This window comes from Domibacillus aminovorans, from assembly GCF_001643235.1.
Classification (GTDB): Bacteria; Bacillota; Bacilli; order Bacillales; family Domibacillaceae; genus Domibacillus; species Domibacillus aminovorans.
Genome location: NZ_LQWY01000023.1, coordinates 54,598 through 71,161 on the forward strand (window position 1 = coordinate 54,598; position 16,564 = coordinate 71,161).

Annotated in this window: 15 protein-coding genes; all 15 read left to right on the forward strand. The window is 40.5% G+C overall.

All coding sequences use genetic code 11. The features are described 5' to 3' along the window. The first annotated feature begins 120 nt into the window (after nucleotides 1-120). A complete protein-coding gene (locus AWH49_RS10115) occupies nucleotides 121-420 on the forward strand; it encodes a hypothetical protein (protein WP_018395298.1) in 300 nt (99 codons plus the stop codon). A gap of 316 nt (nucleotides 421-736) precedes the next feature. Further along, nucleotides 737-2,032 carry an aminotransferase class I/II-fold pyridoxal phosphate-dependent enzyme gene (locus AWH49_RS10120; RefSeq protein WP_063965594.1) on the forward strand — a complete coding sequence of 432 codons (1,296 nt, stop codon included), beginning with the start codon at nucleotides 737-739 and terminating at the stop codon, nucleotides 2,030-2,032. Further along, nucleotides 2,025-3,557: an aminotransferase class I/II-fold pyridoxal phosphate-dependent enzyme gene (locus tag AWH49_RS10125; protein WP_082862769.1), complete on the forward strand. Its 1,533-nt coding sequence runs from the start codon at nucleotides 2,025-2,027 to the stop codon at nucleotides 3,555-3,557. Before AWH49_RS10120 ends, AWH49_RS10125 begins: the two co-directional genes overlap by 8 nt. A gap of 172 nt (nucleotides 3,558-3,729) precedes the next feature. Beyond that, a complete protein-coding gene (gene hisC / locus AWH49_RS10130) occupies nucleotides 3,730-4,836 on the forward strand; it encodes a histidinol-phosphate transaminase (RefSeq protein ID WP_082862770.1) in 1,107 nt (368 codons plus the stop codon). Further along, complete coding sequence (locus AWH49_RS10135; RefSeq protein ID WP_063965595.1) at nucleotides 4,833-5,774, forward strand: carbon-nitrogen hydrolase family protein; 942 nt, start codon at nucleotides 4,833-4,835, stop codon at nucleotides 5,772-5,774. Before hisC ends, AWH49_RS10135 begins: the two co-directional genes overlap by 4 nt. Nucleotides 5,775-5,997: 223 nt before the next feature. After that, nucleotides 5,998-6,600: a TerD family protein gene (locus AWH49_RS10140; protein WP_018395301.1), complete on the forward strand. Its 603-nt coding sequence runs from the start codon at nucleotides 5,998-6,000 to the stop codon at nucleotides 6,598-6,600. A 35-nt stretch (nucleotides 6,601-6,635) separates the two neighbouring features. Further along, nucleotides 6,636-7,214 carry a TerD family protein gene (locus AWH49_RS10145; RefSeq protein ID WP_018395302.1) on the forward strand — a complete coding sequence of 193 codons (579 nt, stop codon included), beginning with the start codon at nucleotides 6,636-6,638 and terminating at the stop codon, nucleotides 7,212-7,214. A 34-nt stretch (nucleotides 7,215-7,248) separates the two neighbouring features. Beyond that, complete coding sequence (locus tag AWH49_RS10150; RefSeq protein ID WP_018395303.1) at nucleotides 7,249-7,827, forward strand: TerD family protein; 579 nt, start codon at nucleotides 7,249-7,251, stop codon at nucleotides 7,825-7,827. 216 nt (nucleotides 7,828-8,043) lie between these two features. Continuing rightward, a complete protein-coding gene (locus tag AWH49_RS10155; RefSeq protein ID WP_063965596.1) occupies nucleotides 8,044-9,234 on the forward strand; it encodes an HpcH/HpaI aldolase/citrate lyase family protein in 1,191 nt (396 codons plus the stop codon). Beyond that, a complete protein-coding gene (locus AWH49_RS10160) occupies nucleotides 9,185-10,561 on the forward strand; it encodes a phosphoribosyltransferase family protein (protein ID WP_082862771.1) in 1,377 nt (458 codons plus the stop codon). Before AWH49_RS10155 ends, AWH49_RS10160 begins: the two co-directional genes overlap by 50 nt. A 29-nt stretch (nucleotides 10,562-10,590) precedes the next feature. After that, nucleotides 10,591-11,691 (forward strand): cysteine protease StiP family protein, encoded by a 1,101-nt coding sequence (locus AWH49_RS10165; RefSeq protein ID WP_063965636.1) that lies wholly within the window; start codon nucleotides 10,591-10,593, stop codon nucleotides 11,689-11,691. Next, entirely contained in the window at nucleotides 11,688-12,473 is a 786-nt protein-coding gene (locus tag AWH49_RS10170; RefSeq protein WP_034288301.1) for an HAD family hydrolase, read from the forward strand. Before AWH49_RS10165 ends, AWH49_RS10170 begins: the two co-directional genes overlap by 4 nt. A 182-nt stretch (nucleotides 12,474-12,655) precedes the next feature. After that, on the forward strand, nucleotides 12,656-14,179 hold the full coding sequence (locus AWH49_RS10175; protein ID WP_244886800.1) for a YceG family protein: 1,524 nt from the start codon (nucleotides 12,656-12,658) through the stop codon (nucleotides 14,177-14,179). A gap of 5 nt (nucleotides 14,180-14,184) precedes the next feature. Further along, nucleotides 14,185-15,255, forward strand: a complete 1,071-nt coding sequence (locus AWH49_RS10180; protein ID WP_034288304.1) for a toxic anion resistance protein — start codon at nucleotides 14,185-14,187, stop codon at nucleotides 15,253-15,255. A 47-nt stretch (nucleotides 15,256-15,302) separates the two neighbouring features. Continuing rightward, on the forward strand, nucleotides 15,303-16,487 hold the full coding sequence (locus tag AWH49_RS10185; RefSeq protein WP_063965597.1) for an acetyl-CoA C-acetyltransferase: 1,185 nt from the start codon (nucleotides 15,303-15,305) through the stop codon (nucleotides 16,485-16,487). Nucleotides 16,488-16,564: the final 77 nt, after the last annotated feature.

A 16,564-nucleotide genomic window follows, 5' to 3' on the forward strand; every position in this document is an offset into this window, starting at 1 on the left:
CGCAAGGAATGGCCTCTTTACTTAATTTTAATATATATAATTTTCTTCTTTTTATTTACAGAATCGAATGAATCAAGTAATATATTTTAAACAAACAGTCAATAAAGGGTGATTTAAGTGATGATACATTCATTGAATGAAATTAGTTATGTGAAAGACGTATTTGAAATATGTGGACAATGGGAAATTATGGTTGGGAAAAAGAAGATCAAGTTTCGTTTGAAAAAAGATGTTGATCAAAAATATGTGTTTGAAACGGATCATATTTATTACTTAAATCGTGAACAATTTGCCAAAGAACGCATGAAATTCAATCGATTCGATACAGAAGAAGAGGCAAAGGAACAGATTATGCACTATTTTGAAAATGAACTTGCTTCAGCGACACAAGGGTTCTGGATTAAAAATCGATTGTACTAAATAAAAGCTAAGATAGGGCTGTCCCAAAAGTCAGTGAATAACTGACCCCGGGGACAGCCCTATCTTTTTTTCATTAAAAGGTTGAATTCCATTAAAGAGTCCTGAATGTTTTCAATTGGACTGGGATATTGCCTTACAATTGGCTGGTTCCTTTTTTGAAATAAAAATTATGATAGAAAGAAGAAACAAATTATTTCAGTTTCTTAGCCTATTGAAATGGAACGGTAAATACGATAAATATTGTGAAATATTTCACAATATTTATTTTATAATATAACATACAAAAACATTTGTCTCGATTTTAGGAGGAATGGATATGAATAAAATGGCTGAACAATTGAATACATCAATTCAGCAGGAAAATAGATTTGTGTATGAAATGTTATCAGATTTAGGAAAAAATCTGTATACTCCAAAAGGAATATTAAGTCAAAGTATGGAAGCTGATCAAAAAGCGTACCGGTTTAATGCAACGATCGGTATTGCTACGGAAGATCATACACCGATGCATTTTCAGCACATACAAGATCAGTTTACCAAATATGAGCCTAAAGATATTTATCCCTATGCGCCACCTGCCGGAAAAAAACAATTAAGAGAAGAGTGGAAAAAAAAGCTACTAAAAGACAATCCATCTATGCGAGGTAAAGCGTTTGGATTGCCAATTGTCACAAATGCGCTCACACATGGATTGAGCATCGCTGCTGATTTATTCATCGATCCGGGTGATACTGTGGTTCTTCCAGATAAGTACTGGGGGAATTATCAAACTATCTTTTATGTTCGGCGAAATGCCCATATCGTCACGTATCCGTTTTTTAATAAAAGCAGACAACTTAACATAGAAGCTTTTAGAAGCTGTTTATTGAATCAAAAAGAGACAGGCAAGGCCATTGTTATATTGAATTTTCCAAATAACCCGACAGGCTATACACCAACAGTTAAAGAAATGAAGGCTCTTATTGCCGCTTTACATGAAGCAGCTCAAGAGGGAATTAATATTGTAGCTATTCTGGATGACGCTTATTTTGGCTTATTTTATGAAGACTGTGAGAAAGAATCAATCTTCGGAAAAATGGCGGGACTGCATCCGAAGATTCTCACGATTAAAGTAGATGGAGCAACGAAAGAAAATTATGTTTGGGGACTGAGAGTCGGCTTTATTACATATGCGGCCGAAAGTGAGATTATTCAAAATGCACTGGAACAAAAAACTAAAGGAATTATACGCGGAACGATTTCAAGCAGTTCTCACTTATCTCAAACGGTCATTTTGAAGTCATTACAATCAACTGAATTTGAAAAAGAAAAGCAGCAAAAATTTCAGTTGATGAAGAATAGAGCAGATAAAGTAAAAGAAGTACTGAATAAGAAGAAATACGAACCTTATTGGATCTATTACCCGTTCAATTCAGGGTATTTTATGTGTTTGCAGCTGAAACATGTAAATGCAGAAAATCTTAGAGTACATTTGCTGGAGGAGTATGGGGTCGGAATTATTGCAATTAATGACACGGATGTGAGGATCGCCTTCTCCTGTGTGGAAAAAAACGATATTGAAGAGCTGTTTGACTGTATATATAAAGGGGTGCGAGATCTGAAAGATGAATAAAACGTACGATTTTGACCGGCCTAGTGTAGAAACCGGAGAGCGAAGAGAGAGTTGCTCTCAACTTGAAACGCCATTATTTACCGCTCTTGTAGAGCACGCGAACAAAAACCCGATCCAATTTCACATCCCAGGTCATAAGAAGGGATGTGGGATGGATCCTGACTTTAGAAAATTCATCGGTAAAAATGCACTTTCGATTGATTTGATCAATATCGCTCCCCTGGATGATTTGCATCACCCAAAAGGAATTATTAAACAAGCTCAAGAATTAGCAGCAATAGCATTTGGCGCGGATCACACATTCTTTTCCGTCCAGGGTACAAGCGGCGTCATTATGACAATGGTGATGTCAGTTTGCGGGCCTGGTGATAAAATTTTGGTGCCGCGTAATGTGCATAAATCAATCATGAGTGGCATTGTATTCTCGGGTGCCGCACCTATTTTCATTCATCCGGAGGTAGATCTCAATCTTGGGATTTCACATGGAATTACGCCGGAATCTGTAAAAAGAGCACTGGAACAGCATCCTGATGCCAAAGCCGTCCTTGTTATTAATCCTACGTATTTCGGCATTGTCGGAGACTTAAAAAGGATTGTAGACATTACTCATTCCTATGGTATACCGGTACTTGTAGACGAAGCACACGGTGTTCATATTCATTTTCATCATGAGCTGCCTCTTTCTGCTATGCAAGCCGGCGCTGACATGGCTGCTACAAGCGTGCACAAACTAGGGGGCTCCATGACGCAAAGTTCGATTTTGAATATACAAGGAAGTCTTGTTTCAAAAGAGCGTGTGCAAATGATTTTAAGTATGCTCACAACTACATCAACTTCTTATATCTTGCTTGCTTCTTTGGATACAGCTAGAAAACTTTTAGCGACCGAAGGAAGAGCTTTATTAGAAAATACAATTCGTCTAGCAGAACAAACGCGATCTCAAATTAATGAAATTGACGATCTTTATTGTGTTGGTCATGAAATTCTAGGAACAGACGCTACATTTGCTATGGATCCCACAAAACTTGTTATTTCAGTGAAGAATCTAGGCATTACCGGATATGAAGTAGAAAAATGGCTCCGCGATGAATTTAACATAGAGGTTGAAATGTCTGACTTGTATAACATTCTTTGTATTATCACGCCAGGTGATACAGAAGAAGGCTTACAAAAAATTGTTTATGCATTAAAAGAACTTTCGATTGAGTTCAAACATCAGGCGAACTTTAATGTAGAAGCTTCTGTGTTTTTGCCTGAAATTCCAGCACTTGCATTAACACCGCGTGATGCCTTTTATGCTCAAACTGAAGCAATCCCATTTGAAGAGTCAGCAGGAAGAATTATTGCTGAATTCATCATGGTATACCCGCCAGGTATTCCGATTTTTATTCCGGGTGAAATTATTACAGAGGAAAATCTATTATATACGAAAAAAAATATAGAAGCAGGCCTACCTGTACAGGGTGGGGAAGATTATGCAATGAAATCATTACGCGTCATAAAAGAGCATCATGCCATTAAATAAAAGTATCTGCAGGTGATCAGAAACGATCTTCCACTTAAATAGTAACTGAAAGCGGTAGACTGAATATATAGTAAACTGGCTGCTCCTTTTATACTTTTCTGCTCTACTATTAAAAGAAACCGCTAATCCTATGCGATCTCCGGTTTTTTATAAAGAAAGGATGTTAGAGAAAATGATTCAATCACGTAAAGTACTGGAAAAGATTCAACCATATTCACCGGGGAAACCAATATGGGAAGTACAAGAAGAACTTGGACTTGACCGTGTTATTAAAATGGCATCGAATGAGAATCCGCTCGGTCCTTCGAGTAAAGCAGTTGAAGCGATTATGCAGCAGCTTGTAACGTTGAATCGCTACCCGGATGCGGACGCCGTGCATTTAAAACAGTCCATTGCGGACAAGCTGAATGTCGCTGCGTCCCAGTTAATCATTACAAACGGAGCGGACGAACTGATCACGCTCTTATCGGAAACATTTCTTGAAAATGGCGATGAAATTATCGTGCCGTCTCCATCTTTTAGTGAATACGATTTTGGTGCTCATTTAATGGGGGCAAACGTAGTTCTTGCAAAACTAGAACTAGATTTTGAATATGATATTAACGTAATTTTAGATGCGGTAACGGACCGGACGAAAATCGTTTATCTTTGTTCACCGAATAATCCAACCGGTACCTATTTACCGAAGAATCAGTTCGAACAGCTTTTAAATAAATTGCCTGATCATATACTCGTTGTGTTTGACGGGGCATACTCGCATTATGCCGCGGCCGATGATTACACAGATGGAATCGAATACATCGCATCTGGTTATCCGGTTATTGCTTTACAGACGTTTTCGAAAATTTACGGGCTTGCCGGTGTAAGAGTCGGTTTTGGTGTAGCCCGAGCAGATATTATTCAGCGAATTTTAAAAGTGAAAGAACCGTTTAACGTTAATGCTCTTGCACAGGCAGCGGCAACGGCCGCAATCAATGATGATGAGCATGTACGAAACTCCCAAATAGTGAACGAAAAAGGGCGCATACAATTGTATGAAGCATTGGAGAAAATGAACGTCGGTTATAGTAAAAGTATGAGCAATTTCGTGCTCGTTCAAATAGGTCCCGCTGCGAAAGAGTTTTATGAGAAGCTGCTCGCAAAAGGGATCATTGTCCGGTATGGGGCAATCTGGGGACTGCCTGATTATATTCGCGTGTCAGTCGGTACACTCGAAGAAAATGCCGAATTTATAAAAGAAATGGCTGCCATTTTGAATGAAGAGAGAACGGTAGTATGAAGGTAAAAGTAGCTGTTGTACAGGCGGCATCTGTCATTATGGACGGGGAAGCGTCAACGCAAAAAGCGATTGATTTAACGATAGAAGCTGCTGAAAAAGGCGCGAAAATTGTCGTATTCCCTGAAGCATTTATTCCCGCTTATCCACGCGGTCTTTCATTCGGTACGAAAATAGGCAGCCGTTCCGTTGAAGGTAGGCAAGATTGGCTTCGCTATTTAGAAAATTCGATTCCGGTCCCTGGTAAAGCGACTGATCGACTTGGTGAAGCAGCGCAAAAAGCGGGCGTTTACTTAATGATTGGTGTCATTGAACGGGACCAGGAAACGAGTGGAGGGACACTGTACTGCACGGTTTTATTTTTCGGACCGGACGGAACATTGCTTGGAAAACATCGGAAGCTGAAGCCAACTGCTGCGGAGCGAATCGTCTGGGGAGAAGGCGATGGAAGCACTTTGCCTGTTTTCGATACACCGTATGGAAAAATGGGTGCGCTCATTTGCTGGGAACATTATATGCCGCTTGCACGGGCAGCGATGTATGCAAAAGGTGTGCAAATTTATATTGCACCGACAGCGGATTCGAGAGATCTATGGCAGTCAACGATTCGTCACATTGCTGCGGAAGGACGCTGTTTTGTTCTATCATGCAATCAATATGTGACGAAAGATATGTATCCGACTGATCTCGTCTGCTACGATGAACTCGCTTCGTCTCCCGATGAAATGTGTACAGGTGGAAGCGCGATTGTGGGCCCTCTTGGTGATTATATAGCAGAACCTGTTTATGGACGTGAAGATATTATCATAGCAGATATAAATTTGCAGGACATTGCACTTAGCCAGTTTGACTTTGATGTCACGGGCCACTACTCAAGACCGGATGTGTTTCAACTGACGGTAAATGAAGAGAAGCAAGAAAATGTGAAATGGAATAAATAACTTCTGCACGTAATAGAATAAGAAGACCGCGACAATCAAAATAAGTCGTGGTCTTTTTTGCATGGAGGCTAATCCGTCATATCAATCAATTTTAATGTTTGCATGGCTTTTTTTTTGTAATTAATAAGATGGATGTAGTATGATAAGACTTGTAGAAGATGGAAAGAGTCATCCAAATAACGATGGAGATTTTCCGTTTACTAACTGTTAAGGAGTGATTGATTTGGCTATTGTCCTTCAGAAAGGGCAAAGAATTGATTTGACAAAAGGCAATCCAGGACTGGAAAAAATCATGGTTGGTCTTGGTTGGGATCCCGTACAGAAAAAAGCGGGCGGATTACGAGGTATGTTTAGCGGCGGCGGTGGTTCAAGTTTTGATATTGACGCTTCGGTTATTATGCTTCAAAATGACAAATTTGCAGGTAAAGAAAATCTCATTTACTTCGGTAATTTAAAAAGCAGCTGTGGAAGTATTGTACATACAGGTGATAACTTAACAGGCGATGGTGACGGGGATGATGAACAAATCTTAATCGAGTTGAAAAAGATCCCGGCTTCTGTTAATAAACTTGTATTCGTTGTAAATATTTATGATTGCAAAGCACGTAAACAGGATTTTGGCATGGTTAAAAATGCTTTTATTCGTGTCGTGAACTCTACTAGTAAAGAAGAGTTGCTTAAATTCAGTTTATCAGAAGATTATTCAGGTTCAACAAGCTTGCTTGTTGCTGAAATTTATCGAAATGGTGCGGATTGGAAATTTGCGGCAGTTGGTACTGGAACACAAGACGCAGGATTGAGTGAAATCGTTCAAAAATTTGCTTAAATCAAAATAAATAATCAGAAAGAAGGGTTTTTTACATGGCAATTTCATTGAGCAAAGGTCAAAAAGTCGATTTAACGAAAAGTAATCCTGGTTTATCAAAAATTACAGTCGGTCTTGGCTGGGATACGAATAAGTATGATGGCGGTAAATCGTTTGACCTTGATTCATCTATATTTCTTTTAAATGCAGCCGGTAAATGTGAAAGTGAAAAAGACTTTGTTTTCTTTAATAATCTTGAGGGCGGCAATGGTTCTGTTGTTCACAAAGGTGATAACTTGACAGGCGAAGGCGATGGAGACGACGAGCAAGTGAAAATCAATCTTTCTGACGTGCCGCAATCGATTGAAAAAATTGCGTTCACGATCACGATTCATGAAGCGGAAGAGCGGAGCCAGAACTTTGGACAAGTATCGAATAGCTTTGTGCGTATCGTAAGTGATGACAGCAAGGAAGAACTGATCCGTTATGACCTTGGAGAAGATTTCTCGATTGAAACAGCAGTCGTTGTAGGCGAGTTGTACAGACATAATGGCGAGTGGAAATTCAGTGCAATTGGAAGCGGATACCAAGGCGGATTAGCATCACTCGTCAACGATTACGGCTTGCAAGCTTAATCACGCATACCACACACTTGGGAGTGATTTCACTGTGTCGATTAAATTGTCAAAAGGGCAAAAAATTGATTTAACGAAAACGAACCCTGGTCTCGTTAAAGGGGTCATCGGTCTCGGCTGGGATACGAATAAATATTCAGGAGGTCAGGCATTTGACCTTGATGCGTCGGCATTTCTCGTTGACGCAAACAACCGCTGTCAGAATGACCATGATTTTATTTTTTATAACAACCTTCAACATCCGAGTGGAGCTGTTGTGCATACAGGGGATAACCGGACAGGAGAAGGTGACGGGGATGATGAGCAGCTCGTTGTCGACTTTTCTACAATACCTTCTTATGTACAGCGAATTGGTATTGCAGTTACCATTCATGATGCGGAATTACGCAGTCAAAATTTTGGGCAAGTGTCGAATGCGTTCGTCCGACTTGCGGATGAAGCAACAGGACAGGAATTACTTCGCTTCGATTTAGGAGAAGATTTTTCAATTGAAACAGCTGTTGTGTTTTGTGAATTGTACAAGCACGGGAACGACTGGAAATTCAGTGCAGTAGGCAGTGGTTTTTCCGGCGGACTCATGTCGCTTTGCCAAAATTATGGTTTGGAAGTGTAATTCAACATACCAATAAAAGGTTTTAATCCTTTTATTGGTTTTTTTGCTAAGAGAAGAAATAGAGATTAATCAAGGTATTATGGATACATACGCTTCCTTTCATAGATCCAACGTAAACGGGCTGAATAAGAAGAGTTGATAAAAAAAGAAAGAAGGAGACGTCTCCTTCTTTCTTTTTTACAAAAATGAAAAAGTTGATGTAAGAAGGTGTTGAATTTGAAGTATTTTCATCATTTACCAGCGTTTCAGTTAGAAGGATTTTTTTATCAAAAACCAAAAATGATTCATAAGCATTCACCGAAACACATGCTTGCTTACGGTCTCGGACCGGTTTTATACATGCCAGCAACAAGAGTTGATATTGCTGAATTAATTATTAGTAATAAATTTAAAGAGCTTTCGACAGTTGTTATTTGTTTGGAAGATGCTGTTGGAGATCTGGAAGTAGAACGGGCAGAAGATCAGCTCGTTTCGCATATGGAAATAATTTCCGAAGCTTTGAATGAAGGACGTTTGACAGATGATAGAATGCCGCTTATTTTTATTCGAGTAAGAAGTGCACATCAAATGGCTCAATTGGCGGTTCGTCTGCATCGTTCATTATTATCGTTGACGGGTTTCGTCTTTCCGAAGTTTTCTTCAGCAAACGCAGAAGGTTTTCTTTCTACGCTGCAGTCCATTATTGAAGAGTCAGGGACTATTTTATACGGGATGCCTATTTTAGAGTCGCCCGAAGTCCTTTATAAGGAAAAGCGTGTAGAAGAATTGCTTCAGTTAAAAGAAACCGCCACTCTTTATAAAGACCTTATATTGAACATTCGGATTGGTGCTACGGATTTGTGCGGATTGTACGGGATCAGAAGAAATAGTCAGACAACCGTATATGAAATTTCGCTCATAAATGAACTCATTACTGATATCGTGAATATATTCGGACGGGAACCAAACGGGTTTGTCATATCGGGTCCTGTATGGGAGCATTTTTCGGCAAATAGCCGAATTTTGAAGCCACAACTACGTCAGACACCATTTTTCAAACAGCTCGGTTCGGAAGGGATTCTTCTGAGAAAAGAATTAATTCGTAAAAACTTCGACGGGTTAATTCAAGAAACGCTGCTTGATAAAGCAAATGGATTAGTCGGGAAAACGATTATTCACCCAACACATCTTTTACCTGTACAAGCATTGCATGTTGTGACGAAAGAAGAATATGTGGACGCATTAAGTATTGTAAGGCAAGCGAACGGTGAAAAGGGCGTATTTAAAAGTGAGTTTCAAAACAAAATGAATGAAATAAAGCCGCATTTAAAGTGGGCACAAAAAACGTTAGTAAAGTCAGATATATACGGGGTGTTTCATGAAAACCACACATTCATCGATTTATTATCCGAACCAGTATACACATAACATTAATGGCTCTTTGGAAGTAGATATACGAATAGAAGCGAATCCATATAATCTCCCGGTAGAATCACTATATGAAATGGCGGCAAGAATTAATAAAAAGCGATCTTTTTTATTTGTCAGTAAAGTACTGGGAAAACACATTCCGTTGCATCCATGCATCCCTTTTATTTCGTCGGCGTTGCTTGCATCGATTTATTACGAAGAAGAAATGAGTCAAACGCTGGCTGAAAAAGAGCAGCTTATTGAAGCGTTGAAAGATGGATCAAAGGAGCGTGTGGAAGCGGCTTATTCCGTCGCAAAAGAGCTCAGCTTTGCACTGAACGAACCGGTTGTGTTCATCGGATTTGCGGAAACAGCGACAGCGCTCGGTCACGGTGTGTTTGATTGCTTTACGAATGCATCTTATATTCATTCCACGCGAGAACGGATTGTTGATCAAGAAGTGACTCTTTATTTTGAAGAAGAGCATTCGCATGCGACAGACCAGCTTTGTTATGCACCTAAAGAAATGTTCGATCATGACAAGCCCATTTGCCTGGTGGATGATGAAATCACAACAGGGAAAACGGCTTTGAACATTATATCGTCGATTCAAAAGAAATATCCGCGCAAAGAGTACACGGTGCTATCTCTTCTCGATTGGCGGACGAAAGAGGATCGGCAGCGTTTAAAGGATTTTGAGGACATGTGGGGAATTCAGATTAAAACGTATTCTTTATTGTCCGGTGCGATTCAAGTGAAAGGCACACCTGATGTGGAGGAACAGGTTGACGCTGATGAACAAATACCACTTGAAAAGATAAATGACCATTCGATTCATCTTCGCGACATTTCGTCTCCTATTGCGCATTATCCATATTCATCTGTTGATTCACACGGCACGAAAAACGATACACCGTATTCAGCATTAACAGGAAGGTTTGGATTGTCTTCAAAACATAGACAGTCTATTGAAGACTATTGCCGTCAAGTAGGTCAGTATTTAAAAACAAAAAGAGTAGGAAAGAAAACGCTTTGTCTCGGAACAGGGGAGTTTATGCACTTACCGATGAAAGCTTCCGTTTATATGGGAGATGGCATATCGTACCATTCGACAACGAGAAGCCCGATCTTTCCGTTAAATAACGATGGATATCCGATCAAAAACAGGCTCGTATTTGAAAGTCCGGACGATCCAGGCATTGTTCAATATGCGTATAACATCTTAAATTCCCAATATGACGAAGTATTTCTCTTTTTTGAACGGACAGTGAGTGAAGAAAGAAGACAGTCGCTCTTGCGTCAGTTTTATCATGTGCCGCACATTCACGTGGTTGATTTCATTTGAAAGGGGATTTCCGGGTGATTAAACAAGACATGCAAATGGTCACAGGAAGTTATTCATCAGAAGATGTCGTCTTTTTATTAAAAGATTTATCAGACGCAAGCCTTGAAAAAAAGACAGATGAGCGGGAACGAGCCATTCAACAAGGTGTGCATTATTCAGAGATGCTTCCTGTTGAATACGAGCCGACAAAAGACTATTTGACGTTATTTCACGATTCACTTAATACATATAAACAAAAAGTGGCGGTGGCGGTTGGAACGGTTTCTGAACTTATTATTGAAAAAAAAGGACGAGACATTGTTCTCGTTTCCCTTGCTAGAGCAGGTACGCCGATTGGTATTTTGATGAAGCGATATATAAAAAAAACGTTTGGTTTTTCGCCACCTCATTACAGCGTATCGATTATTCGAGGACGCGGTATAGATGAAAATGCATTGCTTTATATGCTTCATCACCATCCAGGTAAACGGCTTGTGTTTATTGATGGATGGACGGGAAAAGGTGCTATTACAAAAGAATTAACGCAATCCACTCATAAATTCGAAAAAAAACATGGAATAAAATTGGATGATGAACTAGCTGTACTGGCTGATCCCGGCTATTGCTCTTCTTTATATGGCACGAGAGAAGATTTTCTTATTCCAAATGCATGTTTAAATTCGACAGTTTCGGGGCTTGTCAGTCGGACGGTTTTAAATGACCAGTGGATGAAGGAAACAGATTTCCACGGGGCGAAAGTATATAAAGAACTGCAAGATGAAGATGTATCGATTCATTATATTGATGTTATTACAGATGAATTTGAATCAGCTGCTCCTCTCATTCAAGAGGCAGTAAAAACGGTCAAAACAAGCGATCGCTCTCCAACTTGGGAAGGACTCAAGTCCATTAACATGATTCAAAATAAATATGGACTAGACGATATCAATTTGATTAAGCCGGGCGTAGGAGAGACGACACGTGTTCTATTGCGCCGTATGCCATGGAAAATACTTGTGAAAGATCGGCAAGATCCACGCTTGAAACATATTTTTCAATTAACAAAAGAACGGGGTGTCCCGGTGGAGGAATTTACGGAAATGTCTTATACATGCTGCGGATTAATCAAGCCATTGGAGCAAGACCGATGATTTTTGCAAGCGACTTAGATCGCACACTCATTTATTCGAGCAAGTTTTTCGATCCGAAACAAACAGAGCTGTCTGTTCGTAATGTTGAAGTATATAATGGAAGAGAGATCTCTTTTATGACAGAAAAAGCGATTCAGCTTTTAAAAGAACTGTCAGAGCAAATGATGTTTATTCCTGTGACGACGAGAACAGTCGAACAGTATAGCCGAATTTCACTTTTCCAAGAAGAGATTCGGCCAGCATATGCGATTACGTGTAACGGCGGCGTCGTGTTGAAAGATGGGAAAGTAGATCGTTATTGGGAAGAGTTTGTTCAAACAAAAATCAATGACAGTCATACGTCTTTAGAAGATGTAAAGAGAAAAATAGAAAAAACGGCAGATCCTGTATGGCTAGATTCCATTCGAGTGGTGGACCACTTTTTTATCTATTTACTTATTAAACCTGAACTTGCTCCAGCAGAACTGATGAATGAATATTCGGAGTGGGCAGCGGAGCGCGGCTGGTTCTTTTCCTTACAAGGAAGAAAAGTATATTTTATCCCAGGCTTTGTGAACAAATGGGACGCAGTGAACTATCTTTCGGAAAAAGAGGGAAAGAAAACGGTATTTACAGCAGGAGATTCTAACCTTGATGTCTGTTTGGTCGAAAAAGCGGTATTTGGCTTAATTCCAAAACACGGTGAAGCAGCCGCAAGGAACGCTCATCTGCCATTGACGCAAACAGAAGGCATGATCGCAGCAGAGGAAATTATTGAAACGATGCTGTCCAAAAGACTGTAATCTAACCTTAAATCCCGTTCATCACACCAGCTCACACTCCTTACTTTTTTATAAAGATGACTAAAGGAGAGAGCGCAGTTGAAGAGAAAATCGATCATCATGCCAATTGATGAAACCAATTGGATCGATGAACTCGGCCGGTCGATTATAGATCGGCCCGGATAAAAAAAGAAACGGATGACATGCAATACAGTCAGATAGCTGCACGTATACTCGGTGCCGGCTTTGATGAAACGGCTTATATGGGTACGCTTTATTTCATCAGCCAGCAGCCGCATGTGTATATATTGTCTGAAACACTTGATAAATCGATGCCGCCCGACCGGTTTCAATCTGTCCAGCGCATCTATCATATTATCCAAAACGAACCAAGTCTCTCAGTAAACCGCTTTGTCGCTTTTTTAGACGGAGAGCGCCTGCTTCCTAAATACGCAAAAAATCCTGAATTTAACCGGCTTGTTCGTTCGGCGCTCATAGACGTATTGCAGCTTTTTCAATCCAATCATTCAGGGGCATTTGGCCATCCTGAATTTAGACGTGTGTTTCTTGATTTGATCAAATGGACGTGGAACCATTTGGATCAATGGATGAAGGAACTGGATATGGAACAAGATATCCCTCATGTTGTTTGGTATGGGGATGCGAGCAAAAGCCAAGTTTATTTTCTTTATTATTTGCTTCTTTTAGGAATGGACGTTGTACTCATTCATCCAGAAGGAAAGGACGATTTCAAAGAGATCGATCCAGAAAATAAACATACGCTCGTCGTACAGTATCCTTCAAAGATGAAGATACAGCCTTTTCCAAAAGAGGAACCGAAGCAGCAAGGAACCGTTGCGTATCGCGCGTCGAAAGAAATTGAACAAGTGTTAAACCATGAAGGATCCTCATTTTATAAACCGTGGCAATTTCGAGATTACTTACCGGTTTCTGTAACATTAAAGACGACTTACGATGAAATTTTTTTGTTAGCAAAAGAGCCTTCATTTATTCGACCGGGGTTTTCTGTACAAGATGGAGAAGTGAAAATTCCTGCACTGTTCGCTAAAGTGTCAGGCGTTTCCAAAAACCGAAAAGAATACTGGGAAAATATGCAGCGGTTGCGTACTCAAAAAAGTACACTAACGATCAAACAATTGCCTTATATGAAAGAAAAAAAGGTGAACAATCAATTTCATTACCAGCACGCGCTTGGTGAAAGAAACCGTCTTGATCCGGAAAAAATGGTAAAAAGCAACTGGTGGCAATATGGTCATCTGCATGATGGATTGCAAAAAAGCATTGCATCGGCTATCTCTCGGATGTGTGAAGATCCAAAAATGGAGAAATCACCAGGAGAAACAGACGAAGATGTTCAGCTGTTTTTATTTACACATTCGATGTCGATGCCGGAGGAAATCCTGCAATTATTGCAGACATTTGATTACTCTCAGGAAGTACCGAAATTGATTTTATATAATAATGAAAAAAACGGTCAGTTGTCCAGAGCAGATGCTGCTTTACTCTTATTATTAAATGAATTTGGTCTTGATCTTATTTTGTATAACCCGCCAGGCTTGAATGATCTAGAATTATTTATCAATAAAAAATACTTTGATCATCATTTGCTTGAAGATATGGTATTTGATCTGCCTTTTGACCACTATAAAAAAGAAAGCTCTATTTTAAGCGGCTTCATTTCTAAATTTTTAAATGGGAGGAAATGAGTGAGATGCAGGACATGAGAGAAAATGAACTGGAAGTATTAACAGAAAATAAAGCAGAAGACATGCGCCTTCAACTTCGTAATGAACCGGAAGTACTGGACTTAGCCCGCTCTATTGATATACGAAATCAAACAGGACTGCTTGAATTCGGAAAAGAACCAGCCGTAGAAATTTCTCAATTTTCCGATCGGATTTTGGCATCGATGCGTTCAACAAGCGTGACAGATTCAGGGACTTTATTAAAACAACTTGGAAAAACAATGGACCAATTTGACAAAAATGATTTTGCGGAGCCGAAAGGATTTCTAGGCAAACTGTTTAATCGCGGCGAAAAAATGATTGAAAAAATATTTGGCAAATATCAGACATTGGGTCGAGATATTGAAAAAATTCATATTGAAATCTCTAAGTACAAAGATGAGATGATCCGTTCGACAAACAATATGGATGAAATGTATCAGCAAAACTATCAGTATTACATGGCGCTTGAAAAATATGTGGTAGCCGGACAAATAAAAGTAGAAGAATTGAAAAGTCATCTACCTAGTTTAGAAAAGAGGTCGGCAGCCGGTGATCAGCTGGCACAAATGGAACTTGATACGCTGAACAACGCTGTTCAATCGCTTGAAGAACGAGTGTATGACCTTGAAATGGCTAGAATGGTCGCTCTGCAGACAGCGCCACAAATTCGTCTATTGCAGCGTGGGAATACGAAATTGATTGGGAAAATCAACTCTGCTTTCATTACGACGATTCCGATTTTTAAAAATGGTATCATTCAAGCAGTTGCAGCGAAGCGCCAAAAGCTTGTAGCGGATTCTATGAGCGAATTAGACAAACGTACAAATGAAATGCTGCTGCGAAATTCGCAAAACATTGCGAACCAGAGTACTGAAATCGCCCGCCTTGCTGGTGGACCGAGCATCAAAATTGAAACTATTGAAGAAAGCTGGAACACAATTGTAAAAGGGCTCGATGAAACGAGAGCGATTGAAGAAGAAAATAAAAAAGCACGAGAAGATGGCATGAAGCGGATTGCTCAGCTGCAAGACACGATGAAAAACTACGGAAAATAATTGAAGCGGACTTTGCCGTTTCACTAGAACGTGCGGAGGTGAAGGAAATGGTCAAAACAGTCATGGTAGAAGGCGCACGGACACCGATCGGTAAATTCGGCGGTGCGCTTTCCACCTTAACCGCATCACAGCTCGGCGGCATGGCCATGAAAGAAGCAATGAAGCGCGCGGGCGTAAAGCCGGAAGAACTGGATGAAATCATTTTTGGAAATGTTCTTCAAGCAGGACAGGGGCAAATTCCATCACGGCAGGCAGCACGTGAAGCAGGCATTCCGTGGGATATTAAAACGGAAACGGTGAATAAAGTATGTGCATCCGGTCTTCGCAGCGTGACAATGGCCGATCAAATCATTCGTGCGGGCGACGAGGAAGTGATCTTAGCAGGTGGCATGGAATCAATGTCGAACGTACCATATGCGGTATTTAAAGCAAGATGGGGTACACGAATGGGCGATATGCCAATGGTCGATTTAATGATTTATGACGGATTGTCATGCAGTTTTACCGGCGTTCATATGGGGACATATGGAGATAAAGCGGCAGAAGAGTTTGGATTGACACGTGAAGAGCAGGATAAGTGGGCGATACGCAGTCATGAGCGAGCGGTTGCAGCAATTGAAAGCGGAACAATGGCAGAAGAAATCGTTGCGGTTGCAGTGCCGCAGCGAAAAGGACATTCTGTTGTTGTCGATACAGATGAATCACCGCGCAAAGAGATAACGAAAGACGTGCTTGAAAAATTACGTCCGGCATTCGGCAATAACGGCACCATCACAGCTGGGAATGCACCGGGTATTAATGACGGGGCAGCGGCACTCGTGTTAATGAGTGATGAGCGGGCTGAAAAAGAAGGAAAAAACGTTCTTGCGACAGTGATTGGCCATGCGGAAATAGCGGTCGAAGCGGAAAAATTCCCGCAAACGCCGGGACTCGTTATTAATGAGCTATTAAAGAAAACAGGCAAATCGGTCGATGACATTGAATTATTTGAAATCAATGAAGCATTCGCGGCTGTCGTGCTTGCCAGCAATAAAATTGCGGGCATTGATCCTGAAAAGGTGAACGTAAATGGCGGTGCCGTTGCGTTCGGTCACCCGATCGGGGCAAGTGGTGCGCGTATTATTTTAACGTTAGCATACGAACTACGCCGCCGCGGCGGAGGCATCGGGATTGCAGCAATTTGCTCCGGCAGTGGGCAAGGCGATGCGATTATGATTGAAGTGAAGAAATAAAAAAGGACTCGCCTAAAAAGTGGCGAGTCCTTTTATTTGTTACGTACAAAGAAAGAAGGAAAATCGCCACTTGTTTC

Bases quoted from the DNA above. Each gene is read 5' to 3' on its own strand.
- AWH49_RS10135 (WP_063965595.1), top strand. From the start codon at position 4,833: ATGAAGGTAAAAGTAGCTGTTGTACAGGCGGCATCTGTCATTATGGAC.
- AWH49_RS10160 (WP_082862771.1), top strand. From the start codon at position 9,185: ATGAAAACCACACATTCATCGATTTATTATCCGAACCAGTATACACAT.
- hisC (WP_082862770.1), top strand. From the start codon at position 3,730: ATGATTCAATCACGTAAAGTACTGGAAAAGATTCAACCATATTCACCG.
- AWH49_RS10145 (WP_018395302.1), top strand. From the start codon at position 6,636: ATGGCAATTTCATTGAGCAAAGGTCAAAAAGTCGATTTAACGAAAAGT.
- AWH49_RS10120 (WP_063965594.1), top strand. From the start codon at position 737: ATGAATAAAATGGCTGAACAATTGAATACATCAATTCAGCAGGAAAAT.
- AWH49_RS10115 (WP_018395298.1), top strand. From the start codon at position 121: ATGATACATTCATTGAATGAAATTAGTTATGTGAAAGACGTATTTGAA.
- AWH49_RS10170 (WP_034288301.1), top strand. From the start codon at position 11,688: ATGATTTTTGCAAGCGACTTAGATCGCACACTCATTTATTCGAGCAAG.
- AWH49_RS10165 (WP_063965636.1), top strand. From the start codon at position 10,591: ATGCAAATGGTCACAGGAAGTTATTCATCAGAAGATGTCGTCTTTTTA.
- AWH49_RS10175 (WP_244886800.1), top strand. From the start codon at position 12,656: ATGCAATACAGTCAGATAGCTGCACGTATACTCGGTGCCGGCTTTGAT.
- AWH49_RS10180 (WP_034288304.1), top strand. From the start codon at position 14,185: ATGCAGGACATGAGAGAAAATGAACTGGAAGTATTAACAGAAAATAAA.
- AWH49_RS10185 (WP_063965597.1), top strand. From the start codon at position 15,303: ATGGTCAAAACAGTCATGGTAGAAGGCGCACGGACACCGATCGGTAAA.
- AWH49_RS10125 (WP_082862769.1), top strand. From the start codon at position 2,025: ATGAATAAAACGTACGATTTTGACCGGCCTAGTGTAGAAACCGGAGAG.